The sequence below is a fragment of the Flavobacterium oncorhynchi genome, assembly GCF_002217355.1.
Lineage (GTDB): Bacteria > Bacteroidota > Bacteroidia > Flavobacteriales > Flavobacteriaceae > Flavobacterium > Flavobacterium oncorhynchi.
The window spans coordinates 18,801-40,372 of sequence record NZ_MUHA01000016.1 but is presented as its reverse complement, the minus strand read 5'-3'; the positions used below and the strand labels follow the sequence as shown (position 1 = coordinate 40,372).

Annotated in this window: 21 protein-coding genes; 9 read left to right on the top strand and 12 right to left on the bottom strand. The window is 35.3% G+C overall.

The genetic code is table 11. The features are described from left to right. The first annotated feature begins 10 nt into the window (after positions 1-10). The 8 genes from traK to B0A75_RS12120 all read left to right on the top strand — a co-directional run bounded on the left by traK (position 11) and on the right by B0A75_RS12120 (position 6,069). A complete protein-coding gene (gene traK, locus B0A75_RS12155) occupies positions 11-634 on the top strand; it encodes a conjugative transposon protein TraK (RefSeq protein WP_089054542.1) in 624 nt (207 codons plus the stop codon). Between the two features lie 14 nt (positions 635-648). After that, complete coding sequence (locus B0A75_RS12150) at positions 649-924, top strand: nitrogen regulatory IIA protein (RefSeq protein WP_089054541.1); 276 nt, start codon at positions 649-651, stop codon at positions 922-924. Continuing rightward, positions 921-2,255 (top strand): conjugative transposon protein TraM, encoded by a 1,335-nt coding sequence (gene traM, locus B0A75_RS12145; RefSeq protein WP_089054540.1) that lies wholly within the window; start codon positions 921-923, stop codon positions 2,253-2,255. Before B0A75_RS12150 ends, traM begins: the two co-directional genes overlap by 4 nt. Before the next feature lie 29 nt (positions 2,256-2,284). Continuing rightward, entirely contained in the window at positions 2,285-3,178 is an 894-nt protein-coding gene (gene traN / locus B0A75_RS12140) for a conjugative transposon protein TraN (protein ID WP_089054539.1), read from the top strand. Between the two features lie 20 nt (positions 3,179-3,198). Next, positions 3,199-3,759 carry a conjugal transfer protein TraO gene (locus tag B0A75_RS12135; RefSeq protein ID WP_089054538.1) on the top strand — a complete coding sequence of 187 codons (561 nt, stop codon included), beginning with the start codon at positions 3,199-3,201 and terminating at the stop codon, positions 3,757-3,759. A gap of 11 nt (positions 3,760-3,770) precedes the next feature. Continuing rightward, the gene (locus B0A75_RS12130; RefSeq protein WP_089054537.1) at positions 3,771-4,232 is read left to right on the top strand and encodes a DUF3872 domain-containing protein; all 462 of its coding nucleotides are present in this window, start codon (positions 3,771-3,773) and stop codon (positions 4,230-4,232) included. A 114-nt stretch (positions 4,233-4,346) separates the two neighbouring features. Continuing rightward, entirely contained in the window at positions 4,347-4,616 is a 270-nt protein-coding gene (locus B0A75_RS12125; RefSeq protein ID WP_089054536.1) for a molybdenum ABC transporter permease, read from the top strand. 127 nt (positions 4,617-4,743) lie between these two features. Beyond that, entirely contained in the window at positions 4,744-6,069 is a 1,326-nt protein-coding gene (locus B0A75_RS12120) for a DUF6602 domain-containing protein (RefSeq protein ID WP_089054535.1), read from the top strand. 551 nt (positions 6,070-6,620) lie between these two features. On the opposite strand, the gene B0A75_RS12115 is transcribed toward B0A75_RS12120, so the two are convergent. From B0A75_RS12115 to B0A75_RS12080, 8 genes are read right to left on the bottom strand one after another with little or no spacing between them, the layout of a single operon-like run. Beyond that, entirely contained in the window at positions 6,621-7,427 is an 807-nt protein-coding gene (locus tag B0A75_RS12115) for a PRTRC system ThiF family protein (RefSeq protein ID WP_089054534.1), read from the bottom strand. Continuing rightward, positions 7,424-8,146, bottom strand: coding sequence for a PRTRC system protein B (locus B0A75_RS12110; protein WP_089054533.1), 723 nt, complete (start codon positions 8,144-8,146; stop codon positions 7,424-7,426). Before B0A75_RS12110 ends, B0A75_RS12115 begins: the two co-directional genes overlap by 4 nt. Beyond that, on the bottom strand, positions 8,143-9,315 hold the full coding sequence (locus B0A75_RS12105) for a hypothetical protein (RefSeq protein WP_089054532.1): 1,173 nt from the start codon (positions 9,313-9,315) through the stop codon (positions 8,143-8,145). The genes B0A75_RS12110 and B0A75_RS12105 overlap by 4 nt, the downstream gene beginning before the upstream one ends. 49 nt (positions 9,316-9,364) lie before the next feature. Then, positions 9,365-9,550: a PRTRC system protein C gene (locus B0A75_RS12100; protein WP_089054531.1), complete on the bottom strand. Its 186-nt coding sequence runs from the start codon at positions 9,548-9,550 to the stop codon at positions 9,365-9,367. Between the two features lie 18 nt (positions 9,551-9,568). Continuing rightward, positions 9,569-10,108 carry a PRTRC system protein E gene (locus tag B0A75_RS12095; RefSeq protein ID WP_089054530.1) on the bottom strand — a complete coding sequence of 180 codons (540 nt, stop codon included), beginning with the start codon at positions 10,106-10,108 and terminating at the stop codon, positions 9,569-9,571. Between the two features lie 44 nt (positions 10,109-10,152). Next, positions 10,153-10,548: a hypothetical protein gene (locus B0A75_RS12090; protein WP_089054529.1), complete on the bottom strand. Its 396-nt coding sequence runs from the start codon at positions 10,546-10,548 to the stop codon at positions 10,153-10,155. A gap of 51 nt (positions 10,549-10,599) precedes the next feature. Further along, positions 10,600-11,673 (bottom strand): DUF932 domain-containing protein, encoded by a 1,074-nt coding sequence (locus B0A75_RS12085; protein WP_089054528.1) that lies wholly within the window; start codon positions 11,671-11,673, stop codon positions 10,600-10,602. A 42-nt stretch (positions 11,674-11,715) separates the two neighbouring features. Then, on the bottom strand, positions 11,716-12,114 hold the full coding sequence (locus tag B0A75_RS12080; protein ID WP_089054527.1) for a single-stranded DNA-binding protein: 399 nt from the start codon (positions 12,112-12,114) through the stop codon (positions 11,716-11,718). Between the two features lie 727 nt (positions 12,115-12,841). On the opposite strand from B0A75_RS12080, the gene B0A75_RS20610 reads away from it, so the two are divergent. Beyond that, positions 12,842-14,125: a DUF3883 domain-containing protein gene (locus B0A75_RS20610; RefSeq protein ID WP_208861267.1), complete on the top strand. Its 1,284-nt coding sequence runs from the start codon at positions 12,842-12,844 to the stop codon at positions 14,123-14,125. Between the two features lie 448 nt (positions 14,126-14,573). Here B0A75_RS20610 and B0A75_RS12060 read toward each other — a convergent pair whose 3' ends face one another. From B0A75_RS12060 to B0A75_RS12045, 4 genes are read right to left on the bottom strand one after another with little or no spacing between them, the layout of a single operon-like run. Further along, positions 14,574-16,223 carry a type I restriction-modification system subunit M gene (locus B0A75_RS12060; protein WP_089054525.1) on the bottom strand — a complete coding sequence of 550 codons (1,650 nt, stop codon included), beginning with the start codon at positions 16,221-16,223 and terminating at the stop codon, positions 14,574-14,576. Then, positions 16,220-17,344: an AAA family ATPase gene (locus B0A75_RS12055; RefSeq protein ID WP_089054551.1), complete on the bottom strand. Its 1,125-nt coding sequence runs from the start codon at positions 17,342-17,344 to the stop codon at positions 16,220-16,222. Before B0A75_RS12055 ends, B0A75_RS12060 begins: the two co-directional genes overlap by 4 nt. A 4-nt stretch (positions 17,345-17,348) precedes the next feature. Continuing rightward, positions 17,349-18,557, bottom strand: a complete 1,209-nt coding sequence (locus B0A75_RS12050; RefSeq protein ID WP_089054524.1) for a restriction endonuclease subunit S — start codon at positions 18,555-18,557, stop codon at positions 17,349-17,351. Beyond that, positions 18,550-21,552 (bottom strand): type I restriction endonuclease subunit R, encoded by a 3,003-nt coding sequence (locus B0A75_RS12045; protein ID WP_089054523.1) that lies wholly within the window; start codon positions 21,550-21,552, stop codon positions 18,550-18,552. The genes B0A75_RS12050 and B0A75_RS12045 overlap by 8 nt, the downstream gene beginning before the upstream one ends. Positions 21,553-21,572 lie beyond the last annotated feature (20 nt).

The following is a 21,572-nucleotide window of genomic DNA, read 5'->3' as shown; positions in this document are numbered from 1 at the left end:
ATAAAAAATAATGGAATTTAAGACCCTCCGAAATATCGAAAACAGTTTTAAGCAGATCAGACTCTTCACTATACTATTTATAGTATTGTGCGCTGGAATCACAGGGTATTCTCTTTGGAAATCCTACTCATTTGCCGAAAAACAAAGAGAGAAAGTATATGTATTGGACAATGGTAAGTCGTTAATGCTTGCCCTTTCTCAAGATGCTTCTATAAACAGACCTGTAGAAGCCCGTGAACATGTGCGCCGTTTTCATGAACTCTTTTTCACACTGGCACCGGACAAAAATGCAATCGAGAGCAATATGAAAAGGGCATTTAATCTAGCTGATAGAAGCGCATTCGATTATTATAAAGACTTATCTGAAAAAGGATATTACAACCGTATCATTTCAGGTAATGTACAACAGCGCATTGAAGTGGATAGCGTGCAATGCAACTTTGACCACTATCCATATGCAGTTCAAACCTATGCAAAACAATTTATCATACGCTCGAGTAATGTAACACAAAGAAACCTTGTGACCTCTTGTTTTCTACTTAATTCGGTCCGTTCAGACAATAATCCCCAAGGGTTTAATATTGAGAAATTCAGTGTACTTGAAAACAAGGATATAGAAATTATCGAACGCTAAAGAAAGTAGTAGAGATGAAAAACATAAGAACATCAATAAGCAATTGGGAAGAGCGATTAGAAGATCGTTGGGTTGCAACCCCACGCAAAGGTCAAAGGAAAATTATCCTGTATTCCTTTATTGTCTATATCCTGATAACGATAGCTGCAATTGTTCAGGTATGGTATGAGGTACGTAAATCTGCAAAGGATATTCAAATTGAACATATAAGCCCGTTGCCAAAAAAGAAAAGACCTATTACAGTTCCGACAAATAAAATAATAAACAATTTTAAAACCAAAGTATTATGAAAGAAAATGAAAAAAAGAAGCCTGATGTTTTGATTACAGAAAGTAGTCATAAATCAGACCTCGACACGCTAAATGATAATTCCACTATTAGAATGGAGCGTTTTAAAAAACCGCTTATCTTCTCACTATTAGGTATCGTCTTTTTAGGATCTATGTACTTAATTTTTACTCCATCTTCCTCCAATAAGGTAAAAAAAGAAGATTTCGGGCTTAATGAAGATGTTCCACAGGCTAGTGATAAAGGGCTGCAATCCGATAAGCAAAAAGCCTATGAGGAGGAGATTTTAAAAGAAAAAGAGCAAGAAAAACAGACCGCTCTTACATCGCTATCTGATTACTGGAATGCTGAAAATAGTGGCTCAAAACCTTCCGATACTCTTAAAGGAGAAGAAGAAATGACAAATAATACCGGTAGTCCTGCACAAGCAAAAACAAATCCGGCACTAACCAGTTACCGTAATATCCAAAGTACATTAGGTGGATTTTATCAGGACAACAATAGTCAAAGTAGTACTCTTCGTAAGGAGTTGGAAGAATTAAAAAAACAGTTGGCAATGAAAGAATCCGTCCCTGTAAATCCGGTGGAAACACAATTAGCATTAATGGAGAAATCTTACCAAATGGCATCGCGATATTTTCCAAAACCATCTCAAGATGATTCATCTCAAAAGGAATCAAAACAAAAAAGTGCGACTGCAAGCCCGAAGCAAAAATCTTTTGTTGCTTTTCTCCCTTTAAAAAAGGATGTAGTATCGGAACTGTACAGAGAACCAACTGATGCTGAGTTTTTGAAGAATTGGAGGGAAAAGAGAAACAGGGGATTTATAGACTCCGACACGATAAGTGAAGTAATTCAACCCAAAAACAGTATCCGTGCCTGTATACACGAAACACAGACAGTTACCTTGGAAAGTAATGTCCGTTTACGATTACTGGAAGATGCAACTACGCCAGATAGAACAATTCCCAAAGGAACGCTATTAACAGCAATGGTTAAATTTAAAGAGGGGCGCCTACAGCTTCAGGTAATTTCTATGGAATTGGAGGGCAATATTATTCCTGTGGATATTACAGTGTATGATCTGGATGGACAGCAAGGTCTTTATGTGCCTTATTCAGCAGAGATGAGTGCCTTAACAGAAATGGCAGCCAATATGGGCACTACAACCGGAACGAATCTGATGCTCACTTCTTCTGCCGGTCAGCAAATAGCAGCAGATATGAGTAAAGGGGTAATTCAAGGGGTTTCAAGCTATTTTTCGAAGAAAGTGAAAACTCCTAAAATAACGCTAAAAGCAGACCATCTATTATTTCTGGTGTCCAAAAAATAAATCAATTAATCTCAAAAAATAAATACAATATGAAACACTTTTTAAAATCAATCCTAGCCTTAGCCTTAATTACAGGTTTTTCCATTAAATCTTATGCCCAAGACAATGATTCTATCCCACTGGCATTGGGAAAAATAAATCCTTATCAGATGGTAGTTACCTATGATAAAACCTCCCATCTGATTTTTCCTTCAGCTATCCGTTATGTGGATTTGGGGAGCAGCTATCTGATTGCAGGTAAAGCAGAAGATGCAGGAAATGTATTGCGTATAAAAGCGGCTGTACGTGATTTTGAGCCGGAAACAAATTTTTCAGTTATTACTGATGACGGTAGTTTCTATAATTTTAACGTCTTATATGATTCTTGTCCCAATACCCTGAATTACGACTTGCTAAAGATGCAGAAGTCTATAGAAAGGGAAAATGCAAACGATGTCCTGTTTGAAGAACTTGGTGGCAGTACGCCAACCCTAACCACATTGCTGCTCGAAACAATTTATAAGAAAGATAAAAGGATTGTTAAGCATATCGGCTCAAAAAGCTTTGGCATTGAATTTTTACTCAAAGGGATTTATATCCATAATGGGAAATATTATTTCCATACACAGCTCCGAAATAGCAGTAACGTTCCGTTTCAAATTGATTTTGTGAATTTCAAGGTAGTGGATAAAAAAGTTGCCAAACGTACAGTGTCACAGGAAAGATTACTGATTCCTCTAAGAATGTACAAGTCACTGGATGCCATAATTGAAAATACAAACGAGCAGAATGTCTTTCTACTGAATCAGTTTACCATAGCTGATGACAAAGTACTTCAGATCGAAATCTTCGAACAAAACGGTGGCAGGCATCAGATTCTAAAGGTAGAAAATAGCGATTTGATAAATGCAAAGCTTGTAAATAATATGCTTTTAAAAATATAGTAATTCAAATAAAACAGTAAATGAAAAAATATCTATTTACAGTGATGTTTGTGTTAACTGGCATCACTATTCTACAGGCACAACGAATGCTCCCAAAGCAAAAGGGACTGGAAATAAATACAGGAACCTTATTCAGTGACAGTCCGGTCAGGAATTCTTACCTCAACATAGGTTTAATTATAAATGGCAGAAACGGCAATTACCAATTATGGTCACTGGAATATACGCATCAGTATTCAGAATATAAAGAACTGAGAATACCGGAGGAAACCTACAGTATTGAAACAGGTTACAGTTTCTGCCTGTTGGGTGATAGAAATAAAACTATTTCCCTCAATACAGCCATCATTGGGCTTATCGGTTATGAAACGATCAACCGTGGAAATGATGTACTATATGACGGAGCAAAGATCCTTAATAAAGAGAGCTTTATCTATGGTGCAGGAGGAAAACTGTCTTTGGAAACCTATTTATCGGATCATTTTGTATTTCTGGTTCATGCAAGAGCAAAAGTATTATGGGGAACATCACTGGAACAACTTCGATCGTCTGCAGGTCTAGGTTTGAGATATAACTTTTAAAAACATGAATTATGAAACCATTAATCAATTATAACAACATCTGTTTTACAGCACATTTTAAATATATATGGACACTTCTTGCTACGATAGCAAGTCTATGCCTGCTTTCTTCGTGTGATAAGGATAATTTAGAAATTCAAAAGGGCTTTCCATTTGAGGTGAGTGTAATGCCAGTTCCTAAGGAAATTTCTAATAGACAAACCATTGAAATAAGGCTTATGATTAAAAGAGCAGAAAACTACATTGGTACTCAGTATTTTATACGTTATTTTCAATATGACGGTCAGGGTACACTGCAATATTATAATGAGTTGCCTTATCTTCCCAATGACCTGTATCCATTACCAGCTGAGCAGTTCCGGTTGTATTATACTTCACAGGCAAATGTGACACATTCTTTCACTATTTGGATTTCTGATAACTTTGGCAACGAGAAACAACTGAATTTTCAAATAAACACCATAAATCGATAAAATTAGTAACGATTACTATAAAGTAAATTGACCTGCTAAAATATAGCAGGTCAATTTTTTATGATTTGGTTTTTCTGTTTTAAATCTTTAATTTTCAGACTAAAATACTACGATATGGATTATACATTACTTATAATGGGGATTCTGACACTGTCAACAGGACTGTTTTTATGGCATTGGATCAATAAAAAACAATTCAACAGACGTAACTCCAATGGTGTTGAAGGCTTTACAAGCTATGAAAAAGCAGTAGTTATTCGTTTTTTGGAACGAATCGGCCGCTGGCTGGCTTTTATATTAATTATAGCCGGACTGGTATTCTTATGGGGTTTTTCCAAAGAAAAAAAGAAGATTGAACAGCAGGCTGTGACAGATAAGCAATAATTGACTGATAGAAAATAAACTTTTGAAAAAATAATCATATAACTTAAGTAGCTGACACTATTGGAACAAGTTCTATATTCTAAAACTAAATTCAGTTACACTATTAAAATCAAATTTACTACATACAATGGATATAACAACAATAGCAGATTTACTTAATGAATTTGTTTCTGCTGAAACAGAAATTCTCAATAAACAGGATATTAAACATCCGACAACTATCGGAACGATGTTTGAAGGACTTACAGAAACTGTATTGAAAAAATCAGTTTTTAAAGGTCTAAATTTGCGAGTAATCAAAAATAGTTTTATCTCTGGTTGTGACACGGAGTTCGATGTTATGTTAGTTGAAGGCGATGGAGAACAAATTCCATATACTGACAGATATAAATATATGCCAGAACAAATAATAGCAGTTATTCAGGTAAAAAAAAATTTATATTCAAAAGATATAAAAGAAGGCTTCAGTAATTTACAATTTCTAATAGATAATTTTGAACCAAAAACTTCAGAAAAATTTATAGGAAGGTTATTTAGAGATGGATTTAGGGCTACTTGCAGAAAAGACATTACAGCTGACAAAGCAGGTGAGCTCACAGAAAATGAAGATTGTATTTTCCATACTTTGAGAATTGAAGCATTCCTGCCTGTTAGAATAATTTGGGGATATAACGGTTTTGCAAGTGAATTTAGTTTTAGAGAATCATTTTTTGAATATTTGAAAGCAAATCTGACCACTGACTTGAACAATAAAATTCCTGGATTTGGGCCACATAATTTTCCAAACTTAATTTTTTGTGGACAGTATTCTATGATAAAGCAAAACGGTATGCCGTTTAGCTGTCCCATACAAATAGAAAATTGGTGGCCATTTTATACTTCATCTTCTTATAACCCAACAAAGTTTTTTCTTGAAGCAATTTGGACAAGACTATCATATAAGTTTGAACAACTTCCAATGGACATATTTGGGGAAGACCTAACGATGGAGCCTGTAAATCGATTTCTGGATTGCCGAATAAAAGAATATGAAGGAAATTATGGCTGGGAATACAATTATTTTACAATGAGTAAGAAATCATTAAAAGAACATATTGACGCAGCTGAATGGCAACCAGTAGAATTAGATATGATACAAAACGTAATTGTTAGCGTTTTATGCAAGAAGGAAGAAATTGATTTGACTACAGACACAAAACTTGAGTCATTTGTAATGGAAGAAGGTTTATACAAATCACTCTCTGACTTTGTAGAAAAACTAAAAAGTACCGGGCTTGTATTTGTTGAAAACAACAAGTTAAAATTGCTGACTGACCAATGTCAATGTGCTATTTTGCCAAATGGAAAATTTGTAGCCGGAGAAAATAAAAGTGGGCGGTTTACAAATTGGTTTATGAGGGAAATTGCAAAGTCCAAGAATAAAAAAACGGAACCTTCAAATGAAACTTTATAAGTGCTTAATCAACAATTCCATAAGAAACATTAAAGAATTTATAACGAAGATAAAAAAGGCCTAACTCATTCATTTTATGCGACAGATATTGAATATGTTCATATTGACTTATCAGACTATGAAAATTAAACGGTATAAAACTAAATTGTTTACTATTCAATATAAAAATTTAAACCTGCATAAATTAGAATAATTAAATACAAAACATTTGAACAGACTTCTTTGTTACTTTCTTTCTCGATAAACTCAAGAAAAAGAAAGAAAGAAAGAAAGAAAGAAAGAAAGAAAGAAAGAAAGAAAGAAAAATGATACCTCCAAAGCGACCTTCTTTTGCTTCTTTTCTTTGGTCGCCTGACAGAAGAAAGAAAAGAAGTCCACAATTTATTTTAGGGATGTGTATTCCTAACGAAATTATGGCAGCCTTTTTGGTAAAATATAAGAAAGAAATTTATTGATTGACATGTTTTACCAATGTGACTGCTCCGATTTTAAGCAAAAAGACTGTCCCGACCATCGGAAGGGTCTGTCTTTTTGCCGCCCGAAATTGATTTTCATACTATTTTTATAGGCTGTGCACGAAAATCCTTCAGATTGAGAAAAAATCCCCTTGTATTAGTCATTCCATTACGAAACACCCCCCATAATAAAGAACAACCCATTTGTGCCAATGCAGAATTAATAAACAAATCCTGTTTTCCCAACGCTTCAGCCAAAGAACAGCTTGGCGTATCATCAGTAGATTCGCTTTCTTTAAGCAATTCGCCAAATTCTTCGGTAATAAATGGCAGGCTTGCTACCGTTTCATATTTTTCAGAATTGGGTTGCCTGATATTACTGATAGTAGATAATATGACTTGTCCCATATGCTGACTGTTACCGAAATCGAGCCAGTATTTAGGCTCATTTCTGTTTCCCTTGCCGTTGTTTAGTTCTTTAAGTATCCCTGCAATTTCAAACCTTGCTCCTACACTGTCCACGCATGAAACATAAATACTTGCTTGTGCGTCTTTAGGCAATTTTTTCAATTCGTTTTTTTCAAATTTGATACTTTCCGCTTTCCAATTTGTCCCAAAGAAACGGTTTACTCGATTGATTAAAGTAACAGATTTATACAGTCCCAATTCACACTCGGCAAATAGCTGTCTGCCTAAATTGGCTTGTGTTACGGTGTCATCATCCCAAAGCCTTACGGTTACTCCTGCGTGGTTGAGTTCGTTTAATGCGTGGTTCATCCGTGCTAAAGCGCTCAGCACCTGAGAGCCTGTGCCACCTGCACCGATAAGATTAACTTCAATGGGATTGGTTGGACTTATCAAATAATTATCTGTAAAATGAACTTTCATTTTTTCGGTATTCATGGTAGTAAGTTTTTAAGTTTTTTGTTGTTTTTAATTAGTACTTCACTAGGAAAGGCTTCATGGGTAGTAACGAGTTTTTTCCAAAGGGTTACACAGTTTTCTTTTACAGGGTTATGCCCCTGCATTAAATGGCTGAAATAAGAATTAAAGAAATAGTTTTCCCATGCTGATATAAATTCTTCTAATGATGTGGATTTTTTGATATTGACATCTACCGTTCCCATACACACATTGCCATTTTCATATACGTTGAAAAATGGTGCGTGATAAAGAAAGCTCTGTTCTTTTGGTCTTCCGTTATTGGCAAGGGCAAATAAATACAAGTGTTGTTTATCAGCATGCCATAACAAAGTTGGTATTTTTGCCTTTGCGCTTGGGATCCCTAATGTTTTAACAAAAAACAGTTCTTTTTCCTGTGCTTTGCTGTACCATAATACTTTGCCGTTTTCAGACGGATTAAAGTGCAATATATTGGTGGGGACAATTCCCTTGGGGCTTAAAAATGCTTTATCTACTACCCTTTCGGTCTGCAATGACTTTGCCAATGCATTGGCTTCCCGTTCTGTCAGTGGATGGGCATTGACAGGATTGCCGTTTTTGTCCATATCAAAATGCTCCACGTATACATCGTTATCCGTTCTGGCTTGATAGAAAACCAAAGCGGATTTTGGGTAGTACAAAGTCCCAAAACTTGCGGTTATATCGTTTGTGTTTTTCATTTTCTCGTCGTTTCATAGTTATACAATAAACTGCATATATCGTCCAATAGGGTAAATAATCGGTTCTCAAAATCAAGATTGGTATTCGTTACATCTTTGCCGCCAAAGCATTTGCAAATGGTCGGTTCGTTCATTCCTCCATACTCGTTAAACTCGTTGTTGATGCTATCGGAAATACTCTCGTACAGCCATCCTTTGGTGTGCGATATAAAAGAAATGTACTTTTCCATACCAATGGTTTCGTTTCCGTCCTCTTCATTGTCGGGGTCATCGTTTATTTGTGCGTTTCGGAAAATGCTTTCTTGTGGGTACTCCGTGTATAAAGCCAAGGCAGTACAAGCTACCTTCCAACACTCATGGTCGAAAGTACCACGGTTTTTAAAAGCATTTAAACGCTGTTCAAATACCTGTAGATTAATACGGCTAAAAATCTTTTGTCCTATGCAATCCCCAATCAATTCCGCTTTGCTAAATTCAGATTGATACGTTTCTGCTTCGTCTGTTTCATCGTCCTGTTCTGCCCATTCCCTGTGCATTTCATACATCCAATACAGATAACTGTCTTCCCGTCTGTAATAGGGAATATCCGCAATGTGATATAGGTAAGAGCAAACGGAAATAAGCAGTTGGGCATTCCTTTTCTGTTTGGGGTCGTGTAACATCTGGTAAAGCGGTTCAATCGGAATATAATACAGGGTTGTGCCTGTGTTGTATTTTTCCTTGCTGATAAAATAGGTTTTCTTACTGTCCTGTAGCAAACGTATTTCCTGCCAATTTAAAACACGCTGTTTTAGCTTTTCCTCCATATCCCATATAGCTAATACCATATTGTAGGGATAGTCAAATTGGCTCGTCTGTATTGGTTCTATTTTATAATGTTCAGCAAGTTTGGAAAGCGAGGTATAAAAATCCTTTTCCGTTTTTGCTGTATTCTCACAAGCCTGTAACGTTTTCGTTTCTTTGAGTTTAGGTAGAAAAGAAGTCTTTAGAAAACCATTGGCAACATTTGCGTTGGTACTGATTTGCGTTTGTCTTTCTGAACCTCGTTTGCATCTTTGGTTTTTTGCATCCAATGAGTGAACTCGCCGAGCCGTTGGTACAACTGCCTTTGTCTTTTGTGTTCGGAAGGACTGATTGTTCCCGATATGATATGTTTGTGCATAGTTCATCGCTTTAAGATTTAGTTTAACCTTTAGTACCCATTACACTCTCAAATCGTTACTCGACCGCATCATCCCTGATGGCGGATGCAGATATTTTAGCGGTGGTCAATATGGGGTATGTATTGGCGTAAAAATTCAATACCGCTTCCACGCTCCAACGTGGTTCGGGGTCGGTCAGTCTGATGTCCTGTCCCTTATCTTTGAGTACAAACACTCGTTCCAATTGCGTTGCTAATAACATGATTTCTGAATTTTGTGGTTATACATTCTGATGATGCTCAGTTCCAAAAAGGCTTGGGGCGGAAAACTTATCGGATAGTTCTGTTTTGCGTCTGCGTATCTCTTCTGCCTTTTCGGGAAAATCTGCTATCTCGGGTACCTTCATCCATGCCTCACGGAATTTGCTCTCTTTTTCTAATTCATCCGCTTTTGCCATGCCGTCTTTAAACTTCTTGTCTTTAGCTTCCTGTTCTTTCTTCTTACTATCCGCTTTTTCTTTCTCCATTGAGGATTGTTTTTTGGCTTCTTCCAATTGCTTCATAAACCCTTCCATATCCACCATTAAGCCCGAAGCGGTCTGTATAGGCATAGTTATTTTTTCAAAAAAACCGTTGTCGAGTTCTTCTGCTGTTCCCCGAAGAGTAAGGGGTGGTATGCTATTCTTTGCGTTATCTCCACACTGTTCGTTTTGGAGCATAACTGATACGATTAGGTTGTTTTCTGCTCCCTTTGCGATTGTCAGATGCAAATCACCTACAACTTGCATTTGTGCTATCTGATTGAAAAAATTTGTGTTCATCGTTCTAAAATTTTAAAGTACTATTTAATCGTTCTTTTTTAAGATTACCTACGGTCAACGAAAGACTCAATTTTCAAACCTGCCCTTCTGTTTTGCCAATAGACATATTCAAGAGCTCTTTTCTTGATTCTGAACTTTGCACCGTTTACGTTCCAACGCACCTTTATCCTACGGATAGTCGATGGTGTTCTGAATGCGTCATACGTAATTCCCGTAATTTCTTTCTCTTTTTCAATCTTAACGACTTTTATGTATACTCCCTTTTGTTCTACATGGGGATAGTGTGTTGACAGTAATAGGCTATTGTTTTTGTCAAAGATTTCAAAGTGGAGAAAATCTTTATCATTCAATATAATGTTGAACAGTTCTAATAAGTTGAAATTCCAATTTAGCAGTATCCTTTCCTCGTATTTCCTGTATGTTATAATTCCTATATTCATAGCTGTAGTTGTTAAAGGCTACCACCATTTAAGACGGTAGCCTATGATTATTTAATTGAGGTTTAAGATTTCCGCTCCGTCTGTTGTAAAAGTGGTACACAGTTCAAAAGCCTTTTGGGACTTTAGCTGTGCCGTACCGCCCATTACAATACTCTGTAGCTTGGCTTCGTTGTCTTTATAACTGCGTATATTCTGATAGTAGCCCGTAACAGCATTATAAGCCCCGAATAATGTGCCTTTAGTGGTTTCCATCTGTTGCGTATCGCTTATCATTGCATAGGAAAAGGCATCTTCCACGGTGTTTTTGAACACAGTTGAAATTTCGTCATGGTTTCCTTTTTGGAGATGCTGTAGGGTTTCCTTATTAGGGCATAATGCTAATTCGATAAGTTTTTTAACCTCTTTATCCGTTACTTTCACTTTTGCCCACTCGTTAAAAATGCCTTCCAATTGGGTGCTTAATTGGTTTGCTAATCCCATAACTTTATGAGCATCTTCCAAGCGTTGTTTTGCTCCCGAAGTATGTCGGATACGCACTACATTGGACATCGAACGGAGCGAAGCATTAAGCGTATTTTGACATACTATGCGTATGGGCGTAAATGCCGCTGTTATACTTCCGCTACCATCATGTGAAGTGGTCAGGAAAATATATTTTTCCGTTACATCATCGCCTTTACCTACTCGGATATAATCGGGCAATTTTGCAGTGATAAAAATACGTTCCCCATTACCCAAAGCCCCTGCCGTTTCATAAAGAATACCCTCGCCACCACCTACAATAGTATCAAAAAATGAAAAGGCTTCCTTATTTTGTACAATTTGATAATCCTTGCCAACTACACCTAATACGGCATTATTATCGTTACGGATATTGGCGAAATAATTAGGAACTTTAATTTCATTATCGCCTACCTCTATACTCTCTGCAGTCTGAATAATGCCCGTGCCTTTAGTATAAAGAGAGGTTTTAATAACTTCATAGTCTAGCCCTGCTTGTTTGATGGCTTGTGCACTAGTGGGATATTCTGAAACGATTTGCCCTAAACCGTGCCATGCTTTTTGCTGTACACTGAAAAATGAGTACTTCCCTGTTTTTTCGTTGAAATTTAAATTATGTGCCATGATAATAAATTTTAAAAGTTTGAAATGAATTAATAATTAGCCTTAGAATGGAAATGGCAGGTCGATTTCTTTTTCGTCTTGTATCTCCTTATTGCCTTCTGATTTGGTAGCAATTTGACCTGTTTCCGCTTTCCTACTCCCTCCATGAAGTTTAATTTGTGAGGTATGGAAGTTCAGCCCTGCATGAAGCTGACCGTCATTTCCTACCCATGCTCTTGCATTTGCCCTTCCTGTGAGCTCTACTAAAGCGCCTTTGATTAATAATTTCTTAACATTGACACTAATCCAATAAGAGCAATCAAAATAGGTAGTCTGCTCAACACGTTCACCCTGTTTGTTGCGATAACTCTCATTGATAGCGATAGAAAAATTGACTACCTGTTTCTCATTTGACAATGTACGTACTTCCGCATCCTTTGTCAGTCTTCCGATAATGTTCATAATCTGTTTTTTAATGTTGTACAATCCTGTTATCTTTTTCTCTTAACCTGCCTGCCTCAAAAAGCATTTTTCCAAAAGAAAAAGGGAAAAAAGAAAGCCATAAAAAGGTATGGACAACGCGGAAAGCCAAAAGGAAACGGAATAATTGGAGGGGTACCCTTTAGGGGAGGAAACCGTTTATGCCGTAGTCTTTTGGTGGATGGTGCGGCTGGTGTCAATAATACCTTAGCTGCCTTTTTATCCTTTTCGTATTGGGAAATGTTCCGGTAGGATAATTCTATTATTTTGCGCATAGGTGCACAAATAGCAAAGCTTTTTTTAGTATAAATAAAAAGTTGGAGTGTATTTGATAATACTACTAATAAAGGATGAAGATCGATTTTTTTGTTAGATCTAAAGGGTCTGACCTTGCAATTACCTCCAGAATATGGAGTTACCTTTGCATCAAAAATGAAACAAAAACATAAAGGTTATAAAAAAAATAATGAAGAGAAGTAATCAAGGATTGTATTAGGCAAATACAAATATGATTAGAATAATACATCTGTCTTGACGGGGATGAAATATTCAAATTCAATCGTAACCTTCAATTGAATTTTACATAACCAATCCTACAAGTCAGTACTGATTACTTTTATAGTGTCGAAGAGCTTTAAAATAATAATTGCATCCACAAAATGATTGAATTAATATTGTAGGTTTGTACTAAACTATACGATTATTATAGATGAATTTACACCACTTAAGACAAGCTCAGGCTAGGTATATAAAAAGAATCGACCGTATTATTGAAGAACGAGAAAAACTTCATAAAATTCGCTTTGAATTCGTCAGACACTTCAAATACAGCTATATTCAGAGTATGGATATAGATGAATATGTTCTTGATAAGACGGTCCAGAAAGGCAGTTACAATTTTTGTTATACTCTTGAGCGGGAATTGGATGGCTTAGGGAGAATCATCGGTGCGAATGCATTTAAATTTGGTGTGTACTATGGAAGGACTAAATCCGACCCGAAAATTGAATATCGCTTTGCAAAAAAATTTGGGAATAACAGTATTGCTGCATTTGAAAATGTACGTAAAAAAATCCTTGAGCTTCTAGATGCAGGAGCTACTGGGGACTTAGCTGCGATAGCCAAGAATAATATCTCCCCAATGTTTAAAGGAAAAATTCTTTCTACTTATTATCCAAATGTTTACTTGAATGTATTTTCTCCGGAGCACTTAAATTATTTTTTAATTAAATTGGATTTAGACACGGAGTGGCTCATTGAAGCTGATGCAATTTACAAAAGAGCGACATTAGTCGAATTTAAAAATCAGGACCTAATCATGAGGGATTGGTCTATAGATATATTTTCAGACTTTCTTTATACAGAATATCCGGGACGTCCTATTAAAAATAATAATAATAATAATAATAATAATAATATATGGGAAGAACCATCGATCTTGGATGATTATAAAAATCTTGAATTTCCTCCAAATCCATTAGCATCATTCATTGAATTAAATATGTTTTCCTCATCTGAATTTATTGGCGTAGCACCAATAAATAGAAAAAAGGAAAAAGGAAAAATTAACTATGAACTGGAAGCTCGAAAACTTCGAACGTTAGGTGACCGCGGAGAAAAGATTGTAATGGATTTGGAAGCTAAGCGATTACGAGACGGTAATAGAGAAGATTTAATAGCGGGAATTGACAGAGTATCTCTTAAGTCCGATTCTTATGGGTATGATATTCTATCGTTTGAGCTTGACGGAAGTGAAAGATACATAGAGGTCAAAGCTACAACTAGGAAGGTAGGTAATGCTAACTTTTTTCTTTCTGCTAACGAGCTACGAGAAGCAGAAGAATCCGAAAATTATTTTATTTACATGGTTTACGACGTAACTTCAGAATCACCAAAGGTTTGGCCTATTCGAAACCCATTTAAGTTGGAAAATGAGGGTGTAAAGAAGACTACTGTTAGTTATTATATAAATATTAATGCATCAAGGAAATAGTTATAAATGAGATTCTATAATCTTTTTGCGGATATTATCCGCCGTTCCAGCAGCTCCATTATCCTGATTGATAATTATGAAGATAATACGGTACTGACCTTGCTGGGTAAGCGAAATAACAATGTTACCGCAACAATCTAAACTAAGAATTTCAGCAAATCAGTTAATACCAGATATACAGCTGTATAACAGTCACTATCCTCCGGTTGAACTTGAAATATTTTCCGATGTACATGACCGATTTCTGATTATTGACAGTACAGAACTATACCATATCTACATCACTAAAGACCTTGTGAAAAATGGTTTGCCTTTTCGAGAATGAACATCGAGGTTGGCAGAATGTTCCAAATTTTGGATAAACAATAAGCCCTCTGAAAATTCAGAGGGCTTATTTCATCAGATCAATCCCCGTCTTAAATCGGTTCAGATGTAAACACCACTCCAATTAAATGTGATTTAATCCTAATTCTTTTAAAAATTCATTGTGTCTCTCTGTATTCTCCTTTATGCTTTGATTAATTGAAGTTAATTTTTTGTTTACCTCTTTTAAGTCAATTTGTATTTCGTCAAGAGATGTGCTTACATACCTTGAAATATTCAAATTATAGCCGTTCTTTTCAATTTCTTCCATAGAAACCCTACGAGCATATCTTTCTACATTTTCTGGTCGATATTTATATGTATCTATGATATTTTGAATATCATTGGCTTCATCGCCATCACCTTCTCTTAATGTATTTTGTCGTTTTCCTTTTTCAAAACGCTCGCTGGCATTGATAAACAAAACATCATCTTGCTTTTTGCATTTTTTCAAAACTAAAATACAAACGGGAATACCGGTTGAATAGAACAGATTAGAAGGTAAACCAATTACAGTGTCAATATGATTGTCTTTTAATAATTTAGTACGAATTCTTTCTTCTGCACCACCACGAAATAATACACCGTGCGGTAATATGATTGCCATTGTTCCTTCTTTTCCTAAGAAATGAAAACCGTGCAATAAGAAAGCAAAGTCGGCTGCTGATTTTGGAGCGAGACCATAACTTTTGAAACGAAAATCATCAGCCAAGGTGTCGTTTGGTTCCCAACGTAAACTAAAAGGAGGATTAGCTACGATAGCATCAAACTCTATCTTTTTTGTTGGATTCATTTCATTTAATAAGTCCCATTGATTGAGTAAGGTATCCCCGTGAAATATCTCAAATTCGGTATCTTTCATACCGTGCAATAGCATATTCATTCGAGCTAAGTTGTAGGTAGTGATATTTTTTTCTTGTCCAAATATTTTACCAATACTACCACCATTATCCTTTATCCTTGTTCGCACATTTAGCAATAATGAACCTGAACCACAAGCAAAATCCAATACTTTGTCCAATTTATTTTTTTTACCCATTGTTGGGTCTTGGCTGTCTAGGGTTACGATTTCAGATAAGATCGTTGAGATTTGTTGTGGCGTATAAAACTCTCCTGCTTTTTTGCCCGAACCTGCTGCAAACTGACCGATCAAATACTCATAAGCATCACCGAGAGTATCAGAATCTGCTGAAAAATCAGCTATTCCTTCTGAAATTTTCTGAATAATGGTACAGAGTTTTTTGTTTCTTTCGCTAGAAGTTTTACCTAATTTTTCAGAATTTAAATTAATTTCAGAAAACAAACCTTGAAATGCACTTTCAAACGATTCGTTTTCAATATATCGGAAACCATCTTCTAAGGTTACTAATAAATCTGCATTTTGTGTACGTGCCAATTCGGTGATATTGCTCCACAAGTGTTTGGGTTGTATCACATAATGAACTTTACGTCGCATTTGTTTTTCAAAATCTTCAACATCATTAGAATTTTCTATATACCAAATTTCTAAAGGAGTATTCACTTTAAGTTTAGACATAACATCCTTTGGCGTATCTTCAGGATAGTCCTTTCCTAATTCTTTTTTTGCTGATTCTTCGTAGTTAAATGATAAATATCTAAGGAATAGGAACGAAAGCATATAATCACGAAAATCATCTGCATTCATTGCTCCTCTCAAATTATCCGCGATATCCCAAAGGGTTTTACCCAGTTGTTGTTGTTCTTTTTGTGTCATTCTGTTTTTGTTTGAATTTCTTCATTAAATATTTCAGGAAAATAAAATTCATATTTAGTAAGAAACCCGTTTAAAATTCGTTTAAAAAGCTCTTTAGTATCATCACCCATTTCCACTGGATCAAAAATTGAATATTTACCGTGACTAAATAACTGTAATGCCCTTTCAAAAAGAACTTCTTCCTCTTCTAAACCATGGATGCATTTATCAATTCTATCGTAGCCAAAAAAACTTGTGGTTTTTTCCATTATACTTCTCAACGCATTGAAATGATAGGTGTAAATTTTATTTGATTCAGCAACTTTCTTTAGCTCGCTAAGCGTTGCGATGTGGTGGAAAAAAGGCGTGTCAACTGTGTCTTGTAAAGCATAACTGTTAGCTTCTTTGTAATGTAAAAAATAACGTTTGTTCTTTATTTTTCTACCAAACTCATTATACAATACATTAAAAAATAAACTATGATGTGTTGAAATTACTGTTTTAATTTCGTTATCTTCTCTGGTAACCAAATTGGCTAAATCACAGGCTACAGCTATGGCATTATTTTCATCGAGTGATGAGATTGGGTCATCAATATATATGTACTTTATATCTCTATATGCTGGATCTTTATCAATTGTTAATTCACAAATGGCAAGAAAAAAACACCAAATAAATAAATTTTCCTCTCCCCTTGAAATTTTTATGTTTTCCACTCTTTGTTCATCACCATCTACAATTATACTTCTTGAAAAACTAACAGTTGAAGTCGTATAATTAATGTCAAATTGTAAGTCAACATAATTATGAAAAAAAGATTCAATTTTAACACTCAAATCTAATTCATGTAGTCCATTGAAGAATGCAGAATCTGCATTAAGCTTAATAAATCTTGTTGTATCGTTCTCTAGGTCGTTGTTCCACGAAAATAAATCTTCTGTAAAAGCATTGAAATATAAAGTATCTCTGCTATCATCCGTTTTACCTAATTCTTTGAACTCCATTGACAACCTTGTCTTACCTGTGCCGTTGTGAGCAAACAATAATATTAAATTCTTTTCTGGTCGATGATCACCTGTTAAATCTTTTCGGAAATGTTGCCCAATCTCTTTCAGATTATTAAAATTTTGTAGTGTACTCATAATTTTAATCAATTATTTTTGGAAATAACCCCTGCATCAATCCCTTTTTATGTAATTTCAATTGCTCTATTTTCTCTGTTTGCCCTGTGATTAAGGCATCCAATGAAGAAAGACAATCTGCTACTTTTTGTTGTTCTTTTTTACTTGGTAACCTAATAGGCATTTCTGTAATCATTGCCATTCTAACAGAATCAACTGAATTTTTAGCACTCATCCTCATAACTCTTTCATCGAAATGTTGAGAAAAAAACATATAGACAAATTTACCACATACTTCCTTTGAAAAATTATATATGCAATACACTCGCTGATGAAAGTCAAACTTATCAACGACATAGTGAAAGTTTTTACCTACACCAACGCCATCTCCTGAAGTTAAAATTGCCTCTCCATCATAAGAATATGAATTAATTCGTTCCACCGTTTGTGAACGTACAAAAAATGGATATAAACCATTATTTACTTTGTTTTGTGTATCCTTCTTCCCAGTAGTAACTTGTGCGACTTGTTCAATTGTTTTCTCCCTCCACTCCCCATCATTCGCAAACTCCGGAAAACGATATTTAGGCTCCCTTTCGCCTTTTTGCGGGAAAAGGTTCTGCAGCAATCCTTTTTTGTGCTCATTTAGAGATTCTAATTTTTTGCTATCGGCTTTAATTACTTCATCTATTGAAGAAAGGCAGACAGCAATTTTTTTTTGTTCAAAATAGGAAGGTTTTCCAATAGCAATTGGCTCAAGGTTTACATAGTATAGGTTTTTTACATTTTGTCCTTCAACAACCTCGGCAAATTGTTTAATCAATGTTCTGAAATAATAGGCGTAGAAAATCGGGTATTCTTTCGTTTCATAAACACTAATCATTTCACCAATCGCAATATTTTCAAACGGAAGATAACAACAGTTTTTTGCAAAATCCTGTGGAACTTCACCAACTCGCGGCACAAGAATTTCTCCACCTTTACTGAATTTCAAATTGCTTGGATCAATATTTGTTCGTGAAATTATTTCGGAGATAATCGTATCAAATTTGGTGTATAGTTCTCCGTATCTAACACAAAGAGTCGGTGCATCATTAGATAAAGACCATTTTGGTGCACTTTTTCCATAATAAAATTTACCTATTTCGCCAATAGTAGTTAGTTGCCAATTCCCATCCTTTTGAAACTCAGTAAAGCGGATTTCAGGTATCAATTTATTTATCTTCTTAATCATATGCTGTTAATCCTGAAATTTCACGCCCTTCGGCAATTTTATTTAATTGAGGCACTAAGTCTTCCATCAATGCCAGTTCTTTTAATCTGCGTTCTTTCCAACTTAGTTCTAGTGGTTCTAAAAGGTCTGTCAGTTTTTCACCATCAAAAATCATTCGGCTCATTATAGTATCCACAAAGACCTTCAAGTCAGTTGTTTGTACACCGTGTTTATTGGCAATGGTAGCCAGTTCTTTTTCGTTTTTATCAATTTTAAAAGTTTCGTAGCCTTTGGTTAAAGCATGTACATCTTGTCCGCTGTTCCAGTCTAAGTTATTAATGTATTCCGCTAAATCTTCCTGTTCGTCCATTAGGTTGGCATTGGCGCTCAGTAAACTAATTACCTGTGCTTTGGTCATTTTTTGCTTGGCAGGTTTCTTTTGTGTACTGTCGGCAATCAAGCCCATTATATAATCATAGTCAATCACAGCTGAGGCAAAAAGAACAAATTCAAAATCGAGTTGTTGCACTTCGTCTGGTGCATCCTCACCTTCCTCTTGTTGTATTTTTCTTAATTTCTTAGCAGTTTCTATGTACGAACTTCTATACTCTTGCAAGGTCTCAGTTGGCAAGATAGTTTCAATTTTCAGCTTTTGTTCTTCGGTTATGTCCGTATATTGGTCTAATTCGACTTTTAATTTTTGAACCGCTTTAAACTTTTTTACAAAATCAATTCGTGCAGCATCGCCTCTTAGGTTGTACACTTCTTGAGGTTCATTAACCAAACTGTTGTCCTGCATAAAAATGCCCAATGCTTCTACAGCTTTTTGGTAATTTTCAATCACCACAGGAGCAGGGTCAACCAACCATATTTCTTTTGCTTTTCCACTGTTTTCACCAGAGAAAAGGGCAATGGCTAGGTTTACTGCCTCTTGTTGAGAGCGAAAGTCTAGAATATTGCCATAAGGCTTTGTATCGTTAAGTACACGGTTGGTTCTAGAAAAAGCTTGTATCAAGCCGTGGTATTTCAAATTTTTATCTACATACAAGGTATTAAGGTATTTAGAATCAAAACCCGTGAGTAGCATATCAACTACAATTGTAATGTCGATTTTATCTTTATGAGGAACTTCTTTATTAGTGTATTTCTGGTCTTTAATGCGTCGTTGCACATCTTGGTAATACAAATCAAATTCGTTTATAGAATGATTCGTTCTAAACTGCAAATTGTAGTCGCTAATAATTTCTATTAACGCTCTTTTCTTTTCTTCAGGATTTTGTTTGTTGTCTTCTTTTTCCTGAGTTAGATCTTCTTGTAATTGTTTTATATCTGCTGCATTCTTTTGACTTTGTTGGTCCCCTTCTTTTGCAATTAGTTGTGATGGTGGTGAGAACACACAAGAAATATTTAGAGGAACATAATCCTCGTTTTCAGCTTTCTTTTGCTTTTGAATGGTTTTGAATAACTGATAATATTCTATAGCGTTATTTATTGAAGCCGTCGCCAATGTGGCATTGAAACGTCTAGAAGCTGTTGCTGCATTGTGTTTGTCAAGAATAGCTTCAACTACCGCTTGTTGCGCAATAACTTCTCCTGGTTTGGCATTTAAAGTACCTTTACCTTTAAAGTAGTCAATATGAAACTTCAGTACGTTTCTATCGTCTATAGCGTGGGTAATGGTATAAGCGTGTAGCCTTTGTTGAAATATATCCTCTGTGGTTTTATAAGAAGCTTCTTCGCCTTCTCTTATTTGATAAGTGGCATTTTCATCAAAAATAGGCGTACCTGTAAAACCAAATAATTGAGCATTTGGAAAAAACTCTTTTATGGCTTTGTGATTGTCTCCAAACTGTGAACGGTGGCATTCGTCAAAAATGAATACCACACGTTTTTTGCTCAAAGGTTCTAAGCGTTCTTTGTAGTTTTTCTTACTTGTACCGTCTAATGCCAAACCTAATTTTTGAATGGTTGTAACAATTACTTTGTCGGCATAGTCGATAGATAATAAACGCCTTACCAATGTTTCAGTATTGGTATTTTCTTCTACACTGCCTTCTTGAAATTTATTAAATTCTTCTCGAGTCTGGCGGTCAAGGTCTTTTCGATCCACCACAAAAAGGCATTTTTCAATATCTGGATTGTCTCTCAATAGCGTAGATGCCTTGAAAGAGGTTAAGGTTTTACCACTTCCCGTAGTGTGCCATATATAACCATTACCTCGGTTTTGGTGAATGCAATCAACAATAGCTTTTACTGCATATATTTGATAAGGTCGCATTACTAACAATTTCTGTTCGCTTTCTACTAAAACCATATACTTGCTTATCATTTCACCAAGTGTACATTTTTTAAGAAATTTATCAGTAAACTCTTCTAAGTAATTAATTTTCTTATTGCTTTCGTCTGCTAATTCATAAATTGGCAAAAACTGTTCATCAGCATTAAAACTGAAATGTTGGTTTTTATTATTAGCAAAATAATAGGTTCTATTGCTGTTACTCACAATGAATAACTGCATAAAACACATTAATGTGTTGTTGTATCCGTTTCCAGAATCATTTTTGTAATCCACGATTTGCTGCATTGCTTTTCGTGGGGAAATTTCTAACTTTTTTAATTCAATTTGCACAACAGGCAAGCCATTAATCAACAAAATAATGTCGTAACGGTGATTACTGTTCTCTGTATTGATACGTAACTGATTTATAACCTCATAATCATTTTTACACCAGTCCTTTATATTTACTAATGTGTAATGTAAAGGAGTTCCATCTTCGCGTTGGAAGTAATTTTTTTCACGCAATAGCTTAGAAGCTGCAAATACATCAGTATTAATGATTTCCTCTCGTAAACGTATAAATTCACTTTCTGTTAAATGAACACGATTCAATGCTTCAAATTTGGTTTTGAAATTTTGTTCTAATGTTTTTCTGTCAATAATATCTTTTCGATAACTATATTTCAGATCTATTAGTTGCTTAATTAGATTTTCTTCTATTTGTGATTCTTTGGTCATTCTTCTTTCAATAGATCTTT